This is a genomic window from Nocardioides agri, from assembly GCF_013778305.1.
GTDB classification, from domain to species: domain Bacteria; phylum Actinomycetota; class Actinomycetes; order Propionibacteriales; family Nocardioidaceae; genus Nocardioides; species Nocardioides agri.
This window is the reverse complement of record NZ_JACEIC010000001.1, coordinates 655,425-672,577: the sequence shown is the minus strand read 5'-3', so window position 1 is coordinate 672,577 and position 17,153 is coordinate 655,425. Positions and strand designations below refer to the sequence as shown.

Here is a 17,153-nt window from a genome sequence, read left to right as displayed (position 1 = left end):
ATAGGGTCAAGGCATGGCACAGGAGCAGAAGCAGCCGCGCCGCAACTCCGAGAACGAGGAGGCGGTCGAGACCGCCCCCGAGACGGACGTCGCGGAGCGCAAGGAGGCCATCGACAGCGACGTGGACGACATCCTCGACGAGATCGACGACGTGCTGGAGACGAACGCCGAGGACTTCGTGAAGTCGTTCATCCAGAAGGGCGGCCAGTGACCGACCCCCGCCTGCCGGCTGCGTTCCTGCAGCCGGGCACTTCGTCGTTCTCGGACTTCCTCGCCGAGCAGGCCCCCGACCTGCTCCCCGGGCGCCGCACGGTGCCCCAGGGACTCGCGCCGGGCCACGCCGCCGACCTCGCCCCGCACGGCACCACGATCGTGGCGGCGACGTTCACCGGCGGGGTCGTGATGGCCGGCGACCGGCGCGCGACCATGGGCAACATCATCGCCCAGCGCGACATCGAGAAGGTCTTCCCGGCCGACGAGTTCTCGGCCGTCGGCATCGCCGGCACCGCGGGGATCGCGGTCGAGATGGTCCGGCTCTTCCAGACCGAGCTCGAGCACTACGAGAAGATCGAGGGCACCACGCTCTCGATGGACGGCAAGGCCAACCGGCTGGCCGCGCTCATCCGCGGCAACCTGGCGATGGCGATGCAGGGGCTGAGCGTCGTGCCGCTCTTCGCCGGCTTCGACCTCACCGCCGACCAGGGCCGGATCTTCAGCTACGACCTGACCGGGGGACGCTACGAGGAGACCGCGTTCCACTCGGTCGGGTCCGGCTCGCTGTTCGCGCGCGGGTCGCTGAAGAAGCTCTACCGCCCCGACCTGACCGAGACCGACTGCGTCACCGCCGTCGTGCAGGCGCTCTACGACGCCGCCGACGACGACTCCGCGACCGGTGGACCCGACCTGACCCGCCGGATCTTCCCGGTCGTCCAGGTGATCACCGCCGACGGGGGCCGGCGGCTGGCCGACGACGACGTCGCGGCGATCGCCGACCAGGTGATCGCCGGCCGGATGATCCGGCCCGACGGCCCGGCGGCCCCGCTCGTGGAGGGGGGAGTCGCATGAGCATGCCGTTCTACGTCTCGCCCGAGCAGCTGATGAAGGACCGCGCGGACTTCGCGCGCAAGGGCATCGCGCGCGGGCGCTCCGTCGTGGTGGTCCAGTACGCCGACGGCCTGCTGTTCGCCTCCGAGAACCCGTCGCAGGCGCTGCACAAGGTCTCCGAGATCTACGACCGGATCGCGTTCGCCGCGGTGGGCCGCTACAACGAGTTCGAGAACCTGCGGATCGCCGGCGTGCGCCTGGCCGACATGCGCGGCTACGCCTACGACCGCCGCGACGTGACCGGGCGGGGCCTCGCCAACGCCTACGCGCAGACGCTGGGCACGATCTTCTCCAGCGGCGGTGAGAAGCCCTACGAGGTCGAGCTGTTCGTGGGCGAGATCGGCGACGCCCCCGCCGACGACCAGCTCTACCGGCTGACCTACGACGGCCAGGTCGCCGACGAGCACGGCTACGCCGTCATGGGCGGCGCCGCCGACGTGATCGGCACCTACCTCGAGGAGCACTACGTCGAGGGCGCCGCGCTCGCCGACGCCGTACGCCTCGCGGTGGCCTCGCTCGGGCACACCGAGTCCACGGACCGCGCGATCTCGGCCGACGACCTCGAGGTCGCCGTGCTCGACCGCACCCGGGCCCAGCCCCGCAAGTTCATGCGGCTGCGGGCCGCGCGCCTGCAGGAGATCCTCGGGGACCAGCTGGCCGCACCGGCCGAGACGCCCCCGGCCGAGGCCCCGGCCGACGCGCCCCCGGCCGACCAGCCGCCGGCCGACGAGCCGCCGATCGCCCCGCCGGCCTGACCCGCAGCACCCGTCGTACCTGACCGCTGCGTCGCGTTCGCGGCCCGATCTCGACGCGCCGGTCAGGTACGACGACCCGCAGTTGCCCCACAGACCACCACCGTGCGCCTAGGCTGACGACGTGGACCGGCGGATCTTCGGGATCGAGAACGAGTACGGCGTGACGTGCACGTTCAAGGGCCAGCGCCGTCTGAGCCCGGACGAGGTGGCCCGCTACCTGTTCCGCAAGGTCGTCAGCTGGGGCCGCAGCAGCAACGTCTTCCTGCGCAACGGCGCCCGGCTCTACCTCGACGTCGGCAGCCACCCCGAGTACGCGACGCCCGAGTGCGACGACGTCGTCGAGCTGGTCACCCACGACAAGGCGGGGGAGCGGGTCCTCGAGGGGCTGCTCCTCGACGCCGAGCAGCGCCTGCACGACGAGGGCATCGCCGGCGAGATCTACCTGTTCAAGAACAACACCGACTCGGCGGGCAACTCCTACGGCTGCCACGAGAACTACCTGGTGAGCCGGGCCGGCGAGTTCTCCCGCCTGGCCGACGTGCTGATCCCGTTCCTGGTGACCCGTCAGATCGTCGTCGGCGCCGGGAAGATCACCCAGACCCCCCGCGGGGCCAGCTACAGCGTCTCGCAGCGTGCCGAGCACATCTGGGAGGGCGTCTCGAGCGCCACCACCCGCAGCCGGCCGATCATCAACACGCGCGACGAGCCGCACGCCGACGCCGAGAAGTACCGGCGACTGCACGTCATCGTCGGCGACAGCAACATGAGCGAGACCACGACGATGCTCAAGGTCGCCAGCTGCGACCTGGTCCTGCGGATGATCGAGGAGGGCGTCGTCATGCGGGACCTGACGATGGAGAACCCGATCCGGGCCATCCGGGAGATCTCGCACGACGTCACCGGGCGCCGCAAGATCCGGCTCGCCAACGGCCGCGAGGCCAGCGCCCTGGAGATCCAGCAGGAGTACCTCGGCAAGGCCCGCGACTTCGTCGACCGACGCGCGATCAGCACACCGGTGATCGAGCAGGCCCTCGACCTGTGGGAGCGCGGCCTGAAGGCGGTCGAGTCCGACGACCTCGGGCTCGTCGACCGCGAGATCGACTGGGTCATCAAGTGGAAGCTGATCGAGCGGTACCGCGCCAAGCACGGTCTGCCGCTGGGCCACCCGCGCATCGCCCAGCTCGACCTCGCCTACCACGACATCCACCGTGGGCGCGGCCTCTACTACCTGCTCGAGAAGCGGGGAGCCGTCGCCCGGGTGACGACCGACCTGAAGATCTTCGAGGCCAAGTCGGTGCCGCCCCAGACCACGCGCGCCCGGCTGCGCGGTGAGTTCATCCGCAAGGCCCAGGAGCGGCGACGCGACTTCACCGTCGACTGGGTGCACCTCAAGCTCAACGACCAGGCCCAGCGCACGGTGCTGTGCAAGGACCCGTTCCGCGCCCAGGACGAGCGGGTGCAGCGGCTGATCGACGGGATGTAGCGACCGGCACCGACCGCCGCCTAGGACCCGCCGGATATGGTGTGCGGCGCTGCACCGAACCCGATCCGAATAGGTGAAAAATCCGTGTCTCGACGTCTCCGACGCCTCCCGGCCATCCTCCTGCCCCTCGTGCTCGCCGGCACGCTCGCCGCGTGCGGTGACGACGAGGGCGGCAGCGGGTCCGACGACGCCCTGCACGGCATCACGATCTCCGGCGACGTCGGCAAGGCGCCGGAGGTCGAGTGGGACGGCAAGCTCGAGGTCGACAAGACCGAGACCACCGTCGTCACCGAGGGTGACGGCGACGAGGTGAAGGAGGGCGACCAGGTCTCCGCGAACATCTGGATCGGCAACGGCTACTCCCAGGAGAAGGCCTACAGCACCTACGACGAGGGCGGGAAGCCGGAGCAGTTCACCGCCAGCAACGACCTCAGCCCGGTCTTCCGCGACGCGATCCTCGGCCACACGGTCGGCTCGCGGGTGGCGGTGACGACCACCGCTACGGAGGCGTTCGGCGAGTCCGGCAACAGCCAGATGGGCATCGCGCCGGATGACAGCGTGCTGATGGTCGTCGACATCATGGACATCGTCGTCGTGCTCGACGGCCCGCAGGGCGACGAGCAGAAGGCGCCGAAGTGGGCGCCGGACCTGGTCGTCGACGGCGACAAGGTCACCGGCCTGGACTTCACCGGTACGCCGGAGCCTGACGGCAAGCTCCGCTCGGCCGCCCTGATCGAGGGTGACGGCGACAAGGTGACGAAGGGCCAGACGATCACCGTCAACTACCTCGGTCAGGTCTACAAGGCGAAGAAGCCGTTCGACGAGAGCTACAGCCGCGAGCCCGCCTCGTTCGCCATCGGCGTCGGCCAGGTCGTCTCCGGCTGGGACAAGACGCTCGTGGGCGCGACCGTCGGCAGCCGGATGATCATCGCGATCCCGCCGGCGGATGGCTACGGCAAGCAGGGCAACCCCGACGCCGGTATCAAGGGGACCGACACGCTGTACTTCGTGGTCGACATCCTGGCCGCGTCCTGATCGGTCGGGGAGGATCGGCGGCATGAGCGGCAGCGGCAGGAAGTCCGAGCGACTCCTCAACCTGCTGATCATGCTGCTGGTCCAGCGCCACTACATCGCCAAGGACCGGATCCGCGAGTTCCTCTACCCGGGCACCTCCACCGAGGCGTTCGAGAAGATGTTCGAGCGCGACAAGGAGGAGCTGCGCAGCCTCGGCGTCCCGATCGAGGTCGGCAGCCTGGACGCCTACTTCGACGACGAGCCGGGCTACCGCGTCCGCCTGGACCAGTTCGCGCTGCCGGACGTCTCGCTCACGCCGGACGAGGCGGCGGTCGTCGGCCTGGCCACCCGGGTCTGGCAGCACGCCCGGCTGGCCGAGGCCACCAGCGAGGCGGTCCGCAAGCTGACCGCGGCCGGCCTGGAGGTCGACGCCTCGGCGCTCGACATCGCCGAGCCGCGGCTCTCGGCCGACGAGCCCTCGTTCGACGTGTTCTGGGAGGCGACCCAGGACCGGGCGGCGGTCGAGTTCGACTACCGCCGCTCGGGCTCCACCCGGACCAGCACCCGGCACCTCCAGCCGTGGGGTGTCGTGCGCTACTCCGGGCGCTGGTACGTCGTCGGCTTCGACACCGACCGCGGCGAGGAGCGCGTCTTCCGGCTCTCCCGGGTGCAGGGCGAGGCCCGCCGCACCGGGCAACCGGGCGGCTACGAGATCCCGGCCGGCACCGACGTCCGGGCGATGACGGTGCGGCTCGCCCCGCCGCCGTCGACCGGCGAGGCCGTGCTGCTCGTGCGCCGCGACGCCGGCGTCGCGCTGCGCCGCGACGCGGTCTCGGTCGAGACGGACGTCGACGGGCCGGACCGCCGTACGCCCTGGGACCGGGTCCGCATCAGCCGCGGCGGCACGGGCGTGGCCGACGAGGTGCTCGGCTACGGCGACGCGGTCTACGTCGAGGCCCCCGCCGAGCTGCGCACCGTCGTCGTCGACCGGCTCCGCCGGGTCGCGGAGGCGGCCCGATGACCACGAGCCCCGCCGGCGCGCGCGACCAGGTCGCCCGGCTGCTGACGCTGGTGCCCTTCCTGCACAGCCGTGGCAAGGTCCGCCTCGAGGACGCCGCGGAGGCGCTGGGCGTGCCGCCCGAGCAGGTGCTGGCGGACCTCAAGGTGCTGCTGATGTGTGGGCTGCCCGGTGGCTACCCCGACGACCTCATCGACGTCGACCTGGACGCGCTGGAGGAGCCGGAGGGCGACGGCGTCATCCGGGTCACCAACGCCGACTACCTGGCGCGCCCCCTGCGGCTGACGCCGACCGAGGCGACCGCGATCATCGTGGCGCTCCGGGCGCTGCGTGGCAGCGCCGACGGCGACACCCGCGAGGTCGTCGACCGCGCGCTGGCGAAGCTGGAGGCGGCCGCGGCGCACGGCGCGGAGGCACCGGCGATCGACCCGGGGGAGGCGCCGGGCGGCCCCGACCTGGTCCGCCTCGAGGCCGACCTGGCCCGGGCCGCGGCCGACGCCCGGCAGGTGCGGCTGCACTACTTCGTGCCGTCCCGCGACGAGCAGTCCGAGCGGGTCGTCGACCCGCGCGGGATCGTGCGCGCCCACGGGTTCGCCTACCTCGACGCCTGGTGCCACAGTGCCGAGGCCCCGCGGCTCTTCCGGCTGGACCGGATCCAGCGGGCCGAGGTCCTGGACACGCCCATCCAGACCGAGCCGGCACCGCCGCGCGACCTCGGCCCGGAGGGGCTGTTCGAGCGCTCCGCGGACACCACGGTCGTCACCCTCGCGCTGGAACCAGCGGCGCGGTGGATCGTCGAGTACTATCCGACGGACGATGTCCGCCCGCGCCGTGGCGGCCGGCTCGAGGTCGACCTCGTGGTGGCCGACGAGCGCTGGCTGCAACGCCTTCTGCTCAGGCTGGCGCCCCACGCGCGAGTGCTCGCACCGAGCGACATCCAGGAGCGGTACCTGCAGGCCGCAGGGGACACGCTCCGCCTGTACGACTGATGCTGCGGCGTAGTATGGACAGGCACCCACACCAACAGATGAGGTCACGATGCTCTACCCCATGATCGGAATGCCCCAGGGAGCCGAGTGGCTCGTCATCCTGGCAATCGTGGTGCTCGTCTTCGGTGCCGCGAAGCTCCCCGACCTGGCCCGGGGCACGGGGCAGGCCCTACGCATCTTCAAGGCCGAGACCAAGGGGCTCAAGGACGACGAGAAGGCCGCCGACGGCGCGACCCCCGCCCCGCCGCGCGCCGCCACCGAGCTGCCGCCGACGCCGGCCTCCGCGCCGGACGAGCCCATCGTCGAGGACCGGCAGACCGACAACCACAACGGCTGACCGCCCTCCGTCGCGCCCGCCCGTGGCCCTGCGAGGCATCTACCGGCTCCTGTCCGGGAAGCCGGTCCATCCCGTCGGCCCGGACGGCCGGATGGCGCTGTCCGACCACTTCCGGGAGCTGCGCGCCCGGCTGCTGAAGGTCGCCCTCACCTTCCTGCTCGTCTTCGTCGTCTCGCTGTTCTTCTTCGACCAGCTCTTCGACTTCGTCTACGGCCCCTACGAGCAGGCGCTCGAGGCGCTGCCCGAGGGGTCCAGCCTGGCGACCACCAGCGGCGCCGGCGGCGGCCTGATGCTCTACCTCAAGCTGTGCGGCTTCGCCGCGCTGATCGTGACGTCCCCGGTCTGGCTCTACCAGATCTGGGCGTTCATCCTCCCCGGCCTGCACCCCGCCGAGAAGCGGTGGACCCGGATCTTCGTCGCCGTCGCCGTCCCGCTCTTCCTCATCGGTGTCGTGCTGGGCTTCGTGACCCTGCCGAAGGGGCTCGAGGTGCTGATCGGGCTCAACCCCGACGTCATCACCAACCTCGTCGACTTCAACGAGTACCTGCAGTTCTTCACCCGGACCCTGCTGGTCTTCGGGCTCGCGTTCGAGATCCCGGTGTTCGTGGTGATGCTCAACCGCGCCGGCGTCGTGAAGGGCAAGACGCTGGCCAGCTACCGACCCTGGATCATCATCGGCATCTTCGTCTTCGCTGCGGTCGCCACGCCGTCCACCGACCCCTTCACGATGACGTTCATGGCGGTGCCGATGGTCGTGCTCTACTTCATCTCCGAGGTGCTGGCCCGGATCCACGACCGCCGGGTCGCCGAGCGGAGCCCGAACGCGGGGCTGTCGCCGGACGAGGTGTCGCCGCTGTGACACCCGTCGACCCCTTCGACCTCCCGGACTGGCTGGGCATCGCCGAGGTGACCTGGACGGCGCAGGCCGGCCTGCGCACCGGCCCCCTGGTCGCCGGCATGCTCGAGGCGGCCGACGTCGAGGCGGTGCCCTGCGACCTGCTGGCGGTCGATGAGGCCTATCCGGCGCCGGTCGTCGACGACGAGGTCCGCCTCGGCGCGCACCAGGCGTGGCGGCACGGCGAGGTCCACCTGGTCGACCGCGCCGGACGCCTCACGATCACGGTCCCGGGCACCGCGTTCACCGCCGACCTGGTGCTCGACGCCCTCGACCGGCTCGCGCGGGCGGTCGGCGCCTCCGCCGAGCGGTACGCCGTCCGGCTGCGCCTCACCGACGGCAGGGGCCCGGCCCGCTAGGGTGCGCCCGTGACAGGCACCCCGGCGGAGATCGCGCTGCTGACCAACCCGACCAGCGGCAAGGGCAAGGGCGCTCTGGCGCGCGACGCGGCGCTGCAGCGGTTCGCCGAGGCCGGCGTACCCGTGCGCAGCCTGCAGGGCCGCGACGCGGCCGAGGCGCTCGACCTCGCCAGGGCGGTCGTCGCCGACGGCGTCGAGACCCTGGTGATCGCCGGGGGCGACGGCATGGTGCACCTCGGCGCCCAGGCGGTCGCGGGCACCGGCACGACCCTCGGGATCATCCCGGCCGGCACCGGCAACGACGTCGCCCGCTACCTGGACCTGCCGCGCAGCGACCCCCGCGCGGCCGCCGAGCGGGTCCTCGCCGGCCGGACCCGGACCATCGACCTCGCCCGCAGCGGCAGCCAGCACTTCGTGACCGTGCTCGCCGCGGGCTTCGACGCTATCGTCAACGAGCGGGCCAACGAGATGACCTGGCCCAAGGGCCAGATGCGCTACAACATCGCCACCCTCGCCGAGCTGCGCACGTTCACGCCGATCCCGTACATCCTCGACCTCGACGGCCAGACCCGCTCGCTCGAGGCGATGCTGGTCGCGGTCGGCAACGGGCCGTCGTTCGGTGGCGGCCTGCGGATCACCGAGGGCGCCGTCCTCGACGACGGGCTCCTCGACGTCGTCATCATCAAGCCGATGAGCAGGCTCGGCCTGGTGCGGACCTACCCCAAGCTCTTCAAGGGCACCCACGTCACGCACCCCGCCTACGAGCACCACCGGGTCCGGTCGGTCACCGTCGCGGCGCCGGGGATCGTCTCCTACGCCGACGGCGAGCGGTTCGGCGCCCTCCCGCTGACCGTCGAGTGCGCACCGGGTGCCCTGACCGTCCTGCACTGACCGCGCCGCCTAGGCTGGGGCCATGGACGCCGCGGACGACCAGCAGCCCTCGCCGGCCGAGCGGTACGCCAGCTATCGCAAGCTCCGCCACCACCCGGTGCTCAAGGACTTCCTCGGTCTCTACGCCTTCCCGCTCGACGACTTCCAGGTGCGCGCCTGCGAGGCGATCGAGGAGGGCCGCGGCGTGCTGGTCGCGGCGCCCACCGGGTCCGGCAAGACGATCGTGGGCGAGTTCGCCGTCCACCTCGCCCTCGAGACCGGCCGCAAGTGCTTCTACACCACGCCGATCAAGGCGCTGTCGAACCAGAAGTACAGCGACCTCGTCGACCGCTACGGCGCCGACCAGGTGGGCCTGCTGACCGGCGACAACGTCGTCAACGGCGAGGCGCCGATCGTGGTGATGACGACCGAGGTGCTGCGCAACATGCTCTACGCCGGCAGCCGCACGCTGCTCGGCCTCGGCTTCGTGGTCATGGACGAGGTGCACTACCTCGCCAACCGGGAGCGCGGGGCGGTGTGGGAGGAGGTCATCATCCACCTCCCGGAGTCGGTCGCCCTGGTCTCGCTGTCGGCCACCGTCTCCAACGCCGAGGAGTTCGGCGAGTGGCTCGAGACCGTCCGCGGCGACACCACGGTGATCGTCGAGGAGCGGCGGCCGGTCCCGCTCTACCAGCACGTGATGGTCGGCAAGCGGCTGCTGGACCTGTTCGCCTCGTCCGACGTCGACGCCGCCGCGGGCTTCGTCAAGGAGGGCGCTCCGGTCAACGACGAGCTCCTCAAGGTCGCCCGCGACGACTGGGCCAGCAGCCGGATCCGTGACCGGCGGACGCCGAAGGGTCGCGGCAAGCCCGGGCAGCGCAACGTCGGCAACGGCCGGCGCGTGTGGGTCCCGAGCCGCGTCGACGTCATCGACCGTCTCGACCGCGAGGGCCTGCTCCCGGCGATCGTGTTCATCTTCAGCCGGGTCGGCTGCGACGCCGCCGTCACCCAGTGCCTGCACGCCGGCATCCGGCTGACCACCCCCGAGGAGCGCGACGAGATCTTCGCCTTCGTCGAGGACGCGGCGAAGGACCTGCCGCCCGAGGACCTCCAGGTCCTCGGCTACCACGACTTCCTCGACGGGCTCACCCGCGGCATCGCCGCCCACCACGCCGGCATGCTGCCGACGTTCAAGGAGGTCGTCGAGGAGCTGTACGTGCGCGGGCTGTGCAAGGTCGTGTTCGCGACCGAGACGCTCGCGCTCGGCATCAACATGCCGGCCCGCACGGTCGTCATCGAGAAGCTCGACAAGTGGAACGGCGAGACGCACGCGGCCATCACGCCGGGGGAGTACACCCAGCTCACCGGCCGCGCCGGGCGCCGCGGCCTCGACGTGGAGGGGCACGGCGTCGTGCTCTGGCAGCCCGGGATGAACCCGCGCGAGCTGGCCGGTCTCGCCTCGACCCGCACCTACCCCCTGCGGTCGTCGTTCCGCCCGTCGTACAACATGGCGGTCAACCTGGTGCACCACTTCGGCCGGGACCGCTCGCGCGAGCTGCTCGAGCAGTCGTTCGCGCAGTTCCAGGCCGACAAGGCCGTCGTCGGCCTGGCGCGCCAGCTGCACAAGTCCGACGAGGCGCTCGCCGGCTACCGCGAGGCGGCGACCTGCGACCGCGGCGACTTCATGGAGTACGCCGACCTGCGGCGCCGGATCGGCGAGGCCGAGAAGGGCGCCAGCAAGGCGCGCAAGGCCGACCTGCGCGACGAGGCGATCGCCTCCCTGCAGCTGCTCAAGCCCGGCGACGTGATCATGGTGCCGACCGGCAAGTTCGCCGGCTGGGCCGTGGTCATCGACCCCGGGTGGTCGCCCGAGGGGCCGCGCCCCTACGTCGTGACGTCCGACCGGCAGGCCCGCCGGCTGGCGATGATCGACTTCCCGGCGCCGGTGGAGGCGCACGCGAAGGTCCGGATCCCGAAGAACTTCAACGGCCGGAACCCGCAGATGCGACGCGACCTCGCCTCCGCGCTGCGGACCAAGACCCACGACCTGGCGCCGCCACGGCTGGCCAAGCAGTCGGGGCTGCGCACCGACGGCTCCCGCACCCACGCGGACGAGGAGATCGCCCGGCTGCGCAGCGAGCTCCGCGCCCACCCGTGCCACGACTGTCCCGACCGCGAGGACCACGCCCGGTGGGCGGAGCGCTACCAGAAGCTGGCCCGGGACGCGCAGACGCTGCGGCGCCGGGTCGAGCAGCGGACCAACACGGTCGCGCGGCAGTTCGACCGCGTCTGCGACGTGCTGACCGCCCTGGACTACCTCGACGGCGACAACGTGACCGACCGGGGCCGCCACCTGATGCGGCTCTACTCGGAGATGGACCTGGTGGCCGCGGAGTCGATGCGGCTCGGCCTGTGGGACGACCTCACGCCCTCCGAGCTGGCCGCCGCGCTGTCGACGCTGGTGTTCGAGGCCCGGCGCCCCGACGACGCCTCGTCCCCGCGCCTGCCGGGCGGTGCCAGCCGGGAGGCGATCGCCGAGATGGTGAAGCTCTGGGGCGGGCTGGATGCGCTGGAGCGGGACCACAGGCTGGACTTCCTCCGCGCGCCCGACCTGGGGTTCGCCTGGGTCGCCTACCGGTGGGCCGAGGGCGACGACCTCGACGACGTGCTCGTCGTCAGCGACCTGGCCGCCGGCGACTTCGTGCGCTGGGTCAAGCAGCTCATCGATCTCGCCGGCCAGGTCGCCGACGCGGCCGGCGCCGGGCCGCTGCGGGAGACCGCCCGCCAGACCGTCGCCGCCCTGCGGCGCGGGGTGGTGGCGTACTCGAGCCTCGCCGACGACGAGTAGCGCTCAGGCGGTCGCGACCGCCTCGGCGATCGGGGTGTCGCCGCCCATCAGGTCCCACTGCTGCCGGATGCTGCGCGGGGCGTCGAGGACCGCCGCGAGCACGGCGGCCACGTCGGCGCGGGGGACATCGGCCTTCGGCAGCGTCGGGGCGAGCGCCACCAGCCCGGTGGCGGGCTCGTCGGTGAGCACGCCCGGCCGGATGATCGTCCAGTCCAGGTCGCTGGCCCGCAGCGCGACGTCGGCGTCACGCTTCGCCTCGACGTACGCGCGCCACACCTCGCTGGCGTCGGCCGGGACCGGCTCGTCCATGCCGCTCGCGGAGACCTGCACGAAGCGGGAGATCCCCGCCCGGCGGGCACCCTCGATCGACTTCAGCGAGCCCTCCAGGTCGACCGTGCGCTTGCGCTCCACCTTGCCGTCGGGGCCGGCCCCGGCCGCGAAGACCACCGCCGAGCAGCCCTCGAACGCCGCCGCGAAGCCGTCGGCGTCCTGCGCCTCGATGTCGAGCAGCCGCACCTCGGCGCCGAGCGCCTCGAGCTCGTCGCGGTAGGTCTCGCGACGCACCAGCGCCACGGGCTCGTGCCCGGCGGCGCGCAGGTCGCGGACGAGGTGACGGGCCACTTTGCCGTGGCCTCCGACGATGGCGATGCGAGTCATGCCCAACACCGTACGAGGCGGCGGGGCGTCAGGGAGCCGAGCACAGCACCTCGGTGAGCCGCTGCACGGGCGACTCGAGGCCCCATCGGGCGCCGAGCTCGGCCACCCGGGCCAGGTCGCGGGGCTCGCGGGGGAGTGCGGTGCTCGGGGCGCCGAGGTCGAGGTCGCGGGCGACCGCGACCACCTGCGGCGCCACCCGGAGGTAGTCCGCGGCGGCCTTGATCTTGGCGCGCGGCCCCGGGCCCATGTCCGCGTCCGGGTCGAGCGAGGCGGCCACGATGCCGTCGAGGTCACCGAACCGCCCCAGGAGGGTGGCCGCGGTCTTCTCACCGACGCCCGCGACGCCCGGCAGGCCGTCGGAGGCGTCGCCGCGCAGGGTCGCGAAGTCGGCGTACTGGCGGGCGTCGATGCCGTACTTCGCCCGCACCCAGTCGTTGGTGACCCGCTCGTGGTTGCCGACGCCGCGGGCGATGTAGAGCATCCGCACGTCGCGCTCGTCGTCGACGAGCTGGAAGAGGTCGCGGTCGCCGGAGACGATGTCGACCGGCTGCTGGGCCTGCGCGGCGAACGAGCCGATCACGTCGTCGGCCTCGTAGCCGGGCGCGCCGACCACGCAGAGCCCGAACGCCTCGAGCACCTCGAGGATGATCGGCACCTGCACCTGCAGCGGGTCCGGCACCTCCTCGACGTCCGGCACGCCGGAGCGCTCGGCGACCACCCGGTGGGCCTTGTACGACGGCAGCAGGTCGACCCGCCACTGGGGCCGCCAGTCGTCGTCCCAGCAGCACACCAGGTCGCTGGGCCGGTAGTCGCCGACCAGGCGGGAGATGAAGTCCAGGAAGCCGCGCACCGCGTTGACGGGCGTGCCGTCGGGGCCCTTGATCTCGGGGACGCCGAAGAACGCGCGGAAGTACATCGAGGCGCTGTCGAGGAGCATCAGCCGGCCGGAAGGTCTCGGTGCGGTCACAGCCGCATCCAATCACGCGGCGTCGCGGCTAGTGTGTGCGCCGTGACGCAGTCAGAGCTCGAGGCGACCGACCGCAAGATCGTCGAGCTGCTCGCCGACGACGGCCGGATGTCCTTCACCGACCTGGGGAAGGCGACCGGTCTTTCGACGTCGGCGGTCCACCAGCGCGTCAAGCGGCTCGAGCAGCGCGGGCTGATCCGGGGGTACGGCGCGAGCGTCGACCACGAGCAGCTCGGCCTGCCGCTGACCGCGTTCATCTCGATCCGGCCGATCGACCCCTCGCAGCCCGACGACTCACCCGAGCGGCTGCGCAGCGTCGCGGAGATCGAGTCGTGCTGGTCGGTCGCGGGCGACGAGTCCTACATCCTCAAGGTCCGGGTCGCCACCCCTGCGGCCCTGGAGGACCTGCTGGCCAGGATCCGCGCGGCCGCGAACGTCTCGACGCGCACCACCATCGTGCTCTCCACGCCGTACGAGAACCGCTCGATCACCTGATTCGCGCGAGTCCGACCGACAGCGGGGGTCGCTAGCCTCGGGGCATGCGCACGAGCGTGTACGTGGCCTCGGTCGAGGGTGCGTCAGGGAAGTCGACCCTGGCGCTCGGGCTGCTCGACGCCCTGTCGCGTCGGGTCGGGCGGGTCGGGGTCTTCCGGCCGATCGTGCGCCGCGACGCCCAGACCGCCCGCGGCGAGCGCGACTACGTCCTCGAGCTGCTCATCGCGCACGACGCGACCTCGCTGTCCTACGAGGAGTGCACCGGCGTCACCTACGACGAGGTGCATGCCGACCCGGTCGCGGCGCTGGACACGATCGTGCAGCGCTACCACCAGGTCGCCGACAAGTGCGATGCGGTGGTGGTCGTCGGCTCCGACTACACCGACGTCGCCGCACCGACGGAGTTCGCCTACAACGCGCGCATCGCGGCCAACCTCAGCGCGCCGGTCCTCCTGGTCCTCAGCGGCGCGGGCCGGACGGCCGCCGAGCTGTCCACCGTGGCCGACATGGCAGCGGCGACGATCGCCGACAACCACGGCACGCTGTTCGCGGTCGCAGCCAACCGCGTCACCGACCACTCGCCCGACGAGGTCGTCGCGGCGCTGGCGCGCGACGGCGTACCCGCCTACGCGCTGCCCGAGGAGCCGCTGCTCGCCGCGCCGTCGTTGGCCGACCTGGTCCAGGCGTGCGACGGGCGGCTCGTGTCGGGCGACCCCGCGCTGCTCGACCGCGAGGTCCTGGGCCTCCTGGTCGCCGGCATGACGATGCCCAACGTGCTCGACCGGCTCTTCGACGGCGTGGCCGTGGTGACGCCGGGGGACCGCCCCGAGGTGGTCCTCGGCGTGCTGATGGCGCACCTGTCGGTGAGCTTCCCCCAGGTCTCCGGCATCGTGCTCAACGGCGGCATCCCGCTGCCGCCGCAGGTCACCCGCCTTCTCGAGGGCAGCGGCGCGACCCTGCCGATCGTCGCCACCGATCTCGGCACCCAGGAGACGTCGGCAGCGCTCACGGGCGTGCGCGGCCGTCTCACGGCCGGCTCGACGCGCAAGATCGCCGCCGCCCTCGCCCTCTTCGCCCAGCACGTCGACGGCGAGGCGCTGCTCGACCTGCTCGACGTGGCCCGGACGAGGGCGGTGACGCCGCTGATGTTCGAGCACCAGCTCGTGCACACGGCCGCCGCCCGTCGGATGCACATCGTGCTGCCCGAGGGCGACGACGACCGGGTGCTGGCCGCGGCTGACCTGCTGCTGCGGCGCGGGGTCGCCGACCTCACGCTGCTGGGCGACCCGATCCGCATCAACGCGCAGGCGGCCAGCATCGGGGTCGACGTCTCCGCTGCGACGCTGCTCGACCCGGCCAGCACCGCGGACACGACACTGGCCGACCGGTTCGCCGAGGAGTACTACCAGCGCCGCAAGCACCGCGGCACCGAGCGTGCCTACGCCGCCGACGTCGTGCGCGACGTCTCCTACTTCGGGACCCTCATGGTGGAGCTCGGCCTCGCCGACGGCATGGTCTCCGGCGCCGCCCACACGACCGCCCACACGATCCGCCCGTCGCTGGAGATCGTGAAGACGGTGCCGGGCGTCTCGGTCGTGTCCTCGGTCTTCTTCATGTGCCTCGAGGACCAGGTGCTGGTCTACGGCGACTGCGCGGTCAACCCCGATCCGACCGCCGAGCAGCTCGCCGACATCGCGATCTCGTCCGCGGCGACGGCGGCGGCGTTCGGCGTCGAGCCCCGGGTCGCGATGCTGTCCTACTCCACCGGCACGTCCGGGGCGGGGAGCGACGTCGAGAAGGTCTCGGCCGCGACCGCTCTGGTCCGCGAGCGCGCGCCGGAGCTCTCGGTGGAGGGCCCGATCCAGTACGACGCGGCGATCGACCCCTCGGTCGCGCGGACCAAGCTGCCCGGCTCGCCCGTGGCGGGCCGGGCGACGGTCTTCGTGTTCCCGGACCTCAACACCGGCAACAACACCTACAAGGCGGTGCAGCGGTCCGCCGGGGCGGTGGCGGTCGGCCCGGTCCTCCAGGGGCTCCGCAAGCCGGTCAACGACCTCTCGCGGGGCGCCACGGTCCGCGACATCGTCAACACCGTCGCCATCACCGCGATCCAGGCCCAGCAGCTCGCGGGCGGTGGCGCGTGAGCAGCCTCGTCCTGGTCATCAACGCGGGATCGTCGTCGCTGAAGTACTCCCTCGTCGACGCCGAGACGGGGGCGACCAGCGCCGCGGGCCTCGCCGAGCGGATCGCCGACCCCTCCGGCCAGACCGGCGTCCTCACCCACACCGGCCGGGACGGGACGAAGCACCGCAGCGAGCTGGAGCTGCCCTCCCACGAGGCGGCGCTGCGGGCCGCGCTCGAGGCGTTCGACACCCACGGCCCGCCGCTCGACCCCGACGCGCTGGCGGCCGTCGGCCACCGCGTGGTGCACGGCGGCGACCGGTTCTCCGCGCCCGCCCTCGTGGACGACGACCTGGTCGCCGCCGTCGAGGAGCTGGTCCCGCTGGCTCCGCTGCACAACCCGGCGAACCTGGAGGGCCTCGCCGTGGCCCGCACGATGTTCGGCTCGGTCCCGCAGGTCGCGGTCTTCGACACGGCGTTCCACCAGACGATGCCCGAGCACGCCTACACCTACGCCGTACCGCTCGAGTGGCGCGACACCCACGGCATCCGCCGCTACGGCTTCCACGGCACCTCGCACAAGTTCGTCGCCCAGGAGACCGCCCGGCTGCTCGGGAGGCCGCTGGAGTCGGTCAACATCATCGTGCTCCACCTCGGCAACGGGGCGTCGGCCTCGGCGATCGCGGGCGGCCGGTCCATCGACACCTCGATGGGCATGACCCCACTGGAGGGCCTGGTGATGGGCACTCGCTCCGGCGACGTCGACCCGGCCCTGCACGCCCACCTGCACCGCCAGCTCGGCTGGTCGCTGGAGGAGATCGACCGGGCGCTCAACCGCGGATCGGGGCTGCTGGGGCTGCTCGGGCACAGCGACTTCCGCGAGGTCGAACGGCTCCTCGACGAGGGGGACCCGCGCGCGGAGCTCGCGCTCGACGTCTACGCCTACCGGATCCGCAAGTACGTCGGCGCCTACTACGCCGCGCTCGGGACCGTGGACGCGATCGCCTTCACGGCCGGGGTGGGGGAGCACGGGGAGGGTGCGCGCAAGCGGTCGCTGGCCGGGCTGGAGCGGCTCGGGATCCGCCTGGACGTCGGGGTCAACCAGGACCCGCCGAGTGGCCCGGCCCGCATCTCGGCCGCGGACAGCGAGGTCGCCGTGTTCGTCGTGCCGACCAACGAGGAGTGGCAGATCGCTCGTGAGGCGCTCGAGGTCGTCCGAGCCGGCTGACCCGGCCCCAGGG

17 protein-coding genes are annotated in these 17,153 nt (G+C 72.3%); 15 read left to right on the top strand and 2 right to left on the bottom strand.

What is annotated here, in order from left to right; genetic code table 11:
* Positions 1-13 precede the first annotated feature (13 nt).
* The 12 genes from HZF07_RS03435 to HZF07_RS03380 all read left to right on the top strand — a co-directional run bounded on the left by HZF07_RS03435 (position 14) and on the right by HZF07_RS03380 (position 11,672).
* Entirely contained in the window at positions 14-211 is a 198-nt protein-coding gene (locus HZF07_RS03435) for a ubiquitin-like protein Pup (protein ID WP_157346958.1), read from the top strand.
* The gene (gene prcB, locus HZF07_RS03430; RefSeq protein ID WP_181644717.1) at positions 208-1,065 is read left to right on the top strand and encodes a proteasome subunit beta; all 858 of its coding nucleotides are present in this window, start codon (positions 208-210) and stop codon (positions 1,063-1,065) included. The genes HZF07_RS03435 and prcB overlap by 4 nt, the downstream gene beginning before the upstream one ends.
* Positions 1,062-1,859, top strand: a complete 798-nt coding sequence (gene prcA, locus HZF07_RS03425) for a proteasome subunit alpha (RefSeq protein ID WP_157346956.1) — start codon at positions 1,062-1,064, stop codon at positions 1,857-1,859. Before prcB ends, prcA begins: the two co-directional genes overlap by 4 nt.
* Positions 1,860-1,980: 121 nt before the next feature.
* On the top strand, positions 1,981-3,342 hold the full coding sequence (pafA, locus tag HZF07_RS03420) for a Pup--protein ligase (protein ID WP_181644716.1): 1,362 nt from the start codon (positions 1,981-1,983) through the stop codon (positions 3,340-3,342).
* Between the two features lie 84 nt (positions 3,343-3,426).
* Positions 3,427-4,377 (top strand): FKBP-type peptidyl-prolyl cis-trans isomerase, encoded by a 951-nt coding sequence (locus tag HZF07_RS24295; RefSeq protein ID WP_157346954.1) that lies wholly within the window; start codon positions 3,427-3,429, stop codon positions 4,375-4,377.
* Between the two features lie 22 nt (positions 4,378-4,399).
* Positions 4,400-5,377, top strand: coding sequence for a helix-turn-helix transcriptional regulator (locus tag HZF07_RS03410; RefSeq protein WP_157346952.1), 978 nt, complete (start codon positions 4,400-4,402; stop codon positions 5,375-5,377).
* Positions 5,374-6,363, top strand: a complete 990-nt coding sequence (locus HZF07_RS03405; RefSeq protein ID WP_157346950.1) for a helix-turn-helix transcriptional regulator — start codon at positions 5,374-5,376, stop codon at positions 6,361-6,363. The genes HZF07_RS03410 and HZF07_RS03405 overlap by 4 nt, the downstream gene beginning before the upstream one ends.
* 61 nt (positions 6,364-6,424) lie before the next feature.
* Entirely contained in the window at positions 6,425-6,700 is a 276-nt protein-coding gene (locus tag HZF07_RS03400; protein ID WP_181644715.1) for a Sec-independent protein translocase subunit TatA, read from the top strand.
* A 22-nt stretch (positions 6,701-6,722) separates the two neighbouring features.
* The gene (gene tatC, locus HZF07_RS03395) at positions 6,723-7,559 is read left to right on the top strand and encodes a twin-arginine translocase subunit TatC (protein WP_181644714.1); all 837 of its coding nucleotides are present in this window, start codon (positions 6,723-6,725) and stop codon (positions 7,557-7,559) included.
* Positions 7,556-7,954: a hypothetical protein gene (locus HZF07_RS03390; RefSeq protein ID WP_157346946.1), complete on the top strand. Its 399-nt coding sequence runs from the start codon at positions 7,556-7,558 to the stop codon at positions 7,952-7,954. Before tatC ends, HZF07_RS03390 begins: the two co-directional genes overlap by 4 nt.
* Before the next feature lie 9 nt (positions 7,955-7,963).
* A complete protein-coding gene (locus tag HZF07_RS03385; RefSeq protein ID WP_181644713.1) occupies positions 7,964-8,845 on the top strand; it encodes a diacylglycerol/lipid kinase family protein in 882 nt (293 codons plus the stop codon).
* Between the two features lie 22 nt (positions 8,846-8,867).
* Positions 8,868-11,672 (top strand): DEAD/DEAH box helicase, encoded by a 2,805-nt coding sequence (locus HZF07_RS03380; RefSeq protein ID WP_157346945.1) that lies wholly within the window; start codon positions 8,868-8,870, stop codon positions 11,670-11,672.
* Positions 11,673-11,675: 3 nt separating this feature from the next.
* Here the strand turns inward: HZF07_RS03380 and HZF07_RS03375 are convergent, their stop codons facing one another.
* Together HZF07_RS03375 and HZF07_RS03370 are read right to left on the bottom strand one after the other, a co-directional pair.
* A complete protein-coding gene (locus tag HZF07_RS03375; protein WP_157346943.1) occupies positions 11,676-12,329 on the bottom strand; it encodes an SDR family oxidoreductase in 654 nt (217 codons plus the stop codon).
* 28 nt (positions 12,330-12,357) lie between these two features.
* Positions 12,358-13,266, bottom strand: coding sequence for a 5'-3' exonuclease (locus HZF07_RS03370; protein ID WP_157347558.1), 909 nt, complete (start codon positions 13,264-13,266; stop codon positions 12,358-12,360).
* A 72-nt stretch (positions 13,267-13,338) separates the two neighbouring features.
* Between HZF07_RS03370 and HZF07_RS03365 the strand changes: the two genes are divergently transcribed.
* The 3 genes from HZF07_RS03365 to HZF07_RS03355 are packed head-to-tail and all read left to right on the top strand — an operon-like array spanning position 13,339 to position 17,140.
* Positions 13,339-13,791 (top strand): Lrp/AsnC family transcriptional regulator, encoded by a 453-nt coding sequence (locus tag HZF07_RS03365; protein ID WP_309504366.1) that lies wholly within the window; start codon positions 13,339-13,341, stop codon positions 13,789-13,791.
* 44 nt (positions 13,792-13,835) lie between these two features.
* Positions 13,836-15,935, top strand: a complete 2,100-nt coding sequence (gene pta, locus HZF07_RS03360; protein ID WP_157346941.1) for a phosphate acetyltransferase — start codon at positions 13,836-13,838, stop codon at positions 15,933-15,935.
* Positions 15,932-17,140: an acetate/propionate family kinase gene (locus tag HZF07_RS03355; RefSeq protein ID WP_181644712.1), complete on the top strand. Its 1,209-nt coding sequence runs from the start codon at positions 15,932-15,934 to the stop codon at positions 17,138-17,140. Before pta ends, HZF07_RS03355 begins: the two co-directional genes overlap by 4 nt.
* Positions 17,141-17,153: the final 13 nt, after the last annotated feature.

Bases quoted from the DNA above. Each gene is read 5' to 3' on its own strand.
- HZF07_RS03435 (WP_157346958.1), top strand. From the start codon at position 14: ATGGCACAGGAGCAGAAGCAGCCGCGCCGCAACTCCGAGAACGAGGAG.
- prcA (WP_157346956.1), top strand. From the start codon at position 1,062: ATGAGCATGCCGTTCTACGTCTCGCCCGAGCAGCTGATGAAGGACCGC.
- HZF07_RS03410 (WP_157346952.1), top strand. From the start codon at position 4,400: ATGAGCGGCAGCGGCAGGAAGTCCGAGCGACTCCTCAACCTGCTGATC.
- HZF07_RS03405 (WP_157346950.1), top strand. From the start codon at position 5,374: ATGACCACGAGCCCCGCCGGCGCGCGCGACCAGGTCGCCCGGCTGCTG.
- HZF07_RS03400 (WP_181644715.1), top strand. From the start codon at position 6,425: ATGATCGGAATGCCCCAGGGAGCCGAGTGGCTCGTCATCCTGGCAATC.
- HZF07_RS03380 (WP_157346945.1), top strand. From the start codon at position 8,868: ATGGACGCCGCGGACGACCAGCAGCCCTCGCCGGCCGAGCGGTACGCC.
- HZF07_RS03375 (WP_157346943.1), bottom strand. From the start codon at position 12,329: ATGACTCGCATCGCCATCGTCGGAGGCCACGGCAAAGTGGCCCGTCAC.
- HZF07_RS03370 (WP_157347558.1), bottom strand. From the start codon at position 13,266: ATGCTCCTCGACAGCGCCTCGATGTACTTCCGCGCGTTCTTCGGCGTC.
- pta (WP_157346941.1), top strand. From the start codon at position 13,836: ATGCGCACGAGCGTGTACGTGGCCTCGGTCGAGGGTGCGTCAGGGAAG.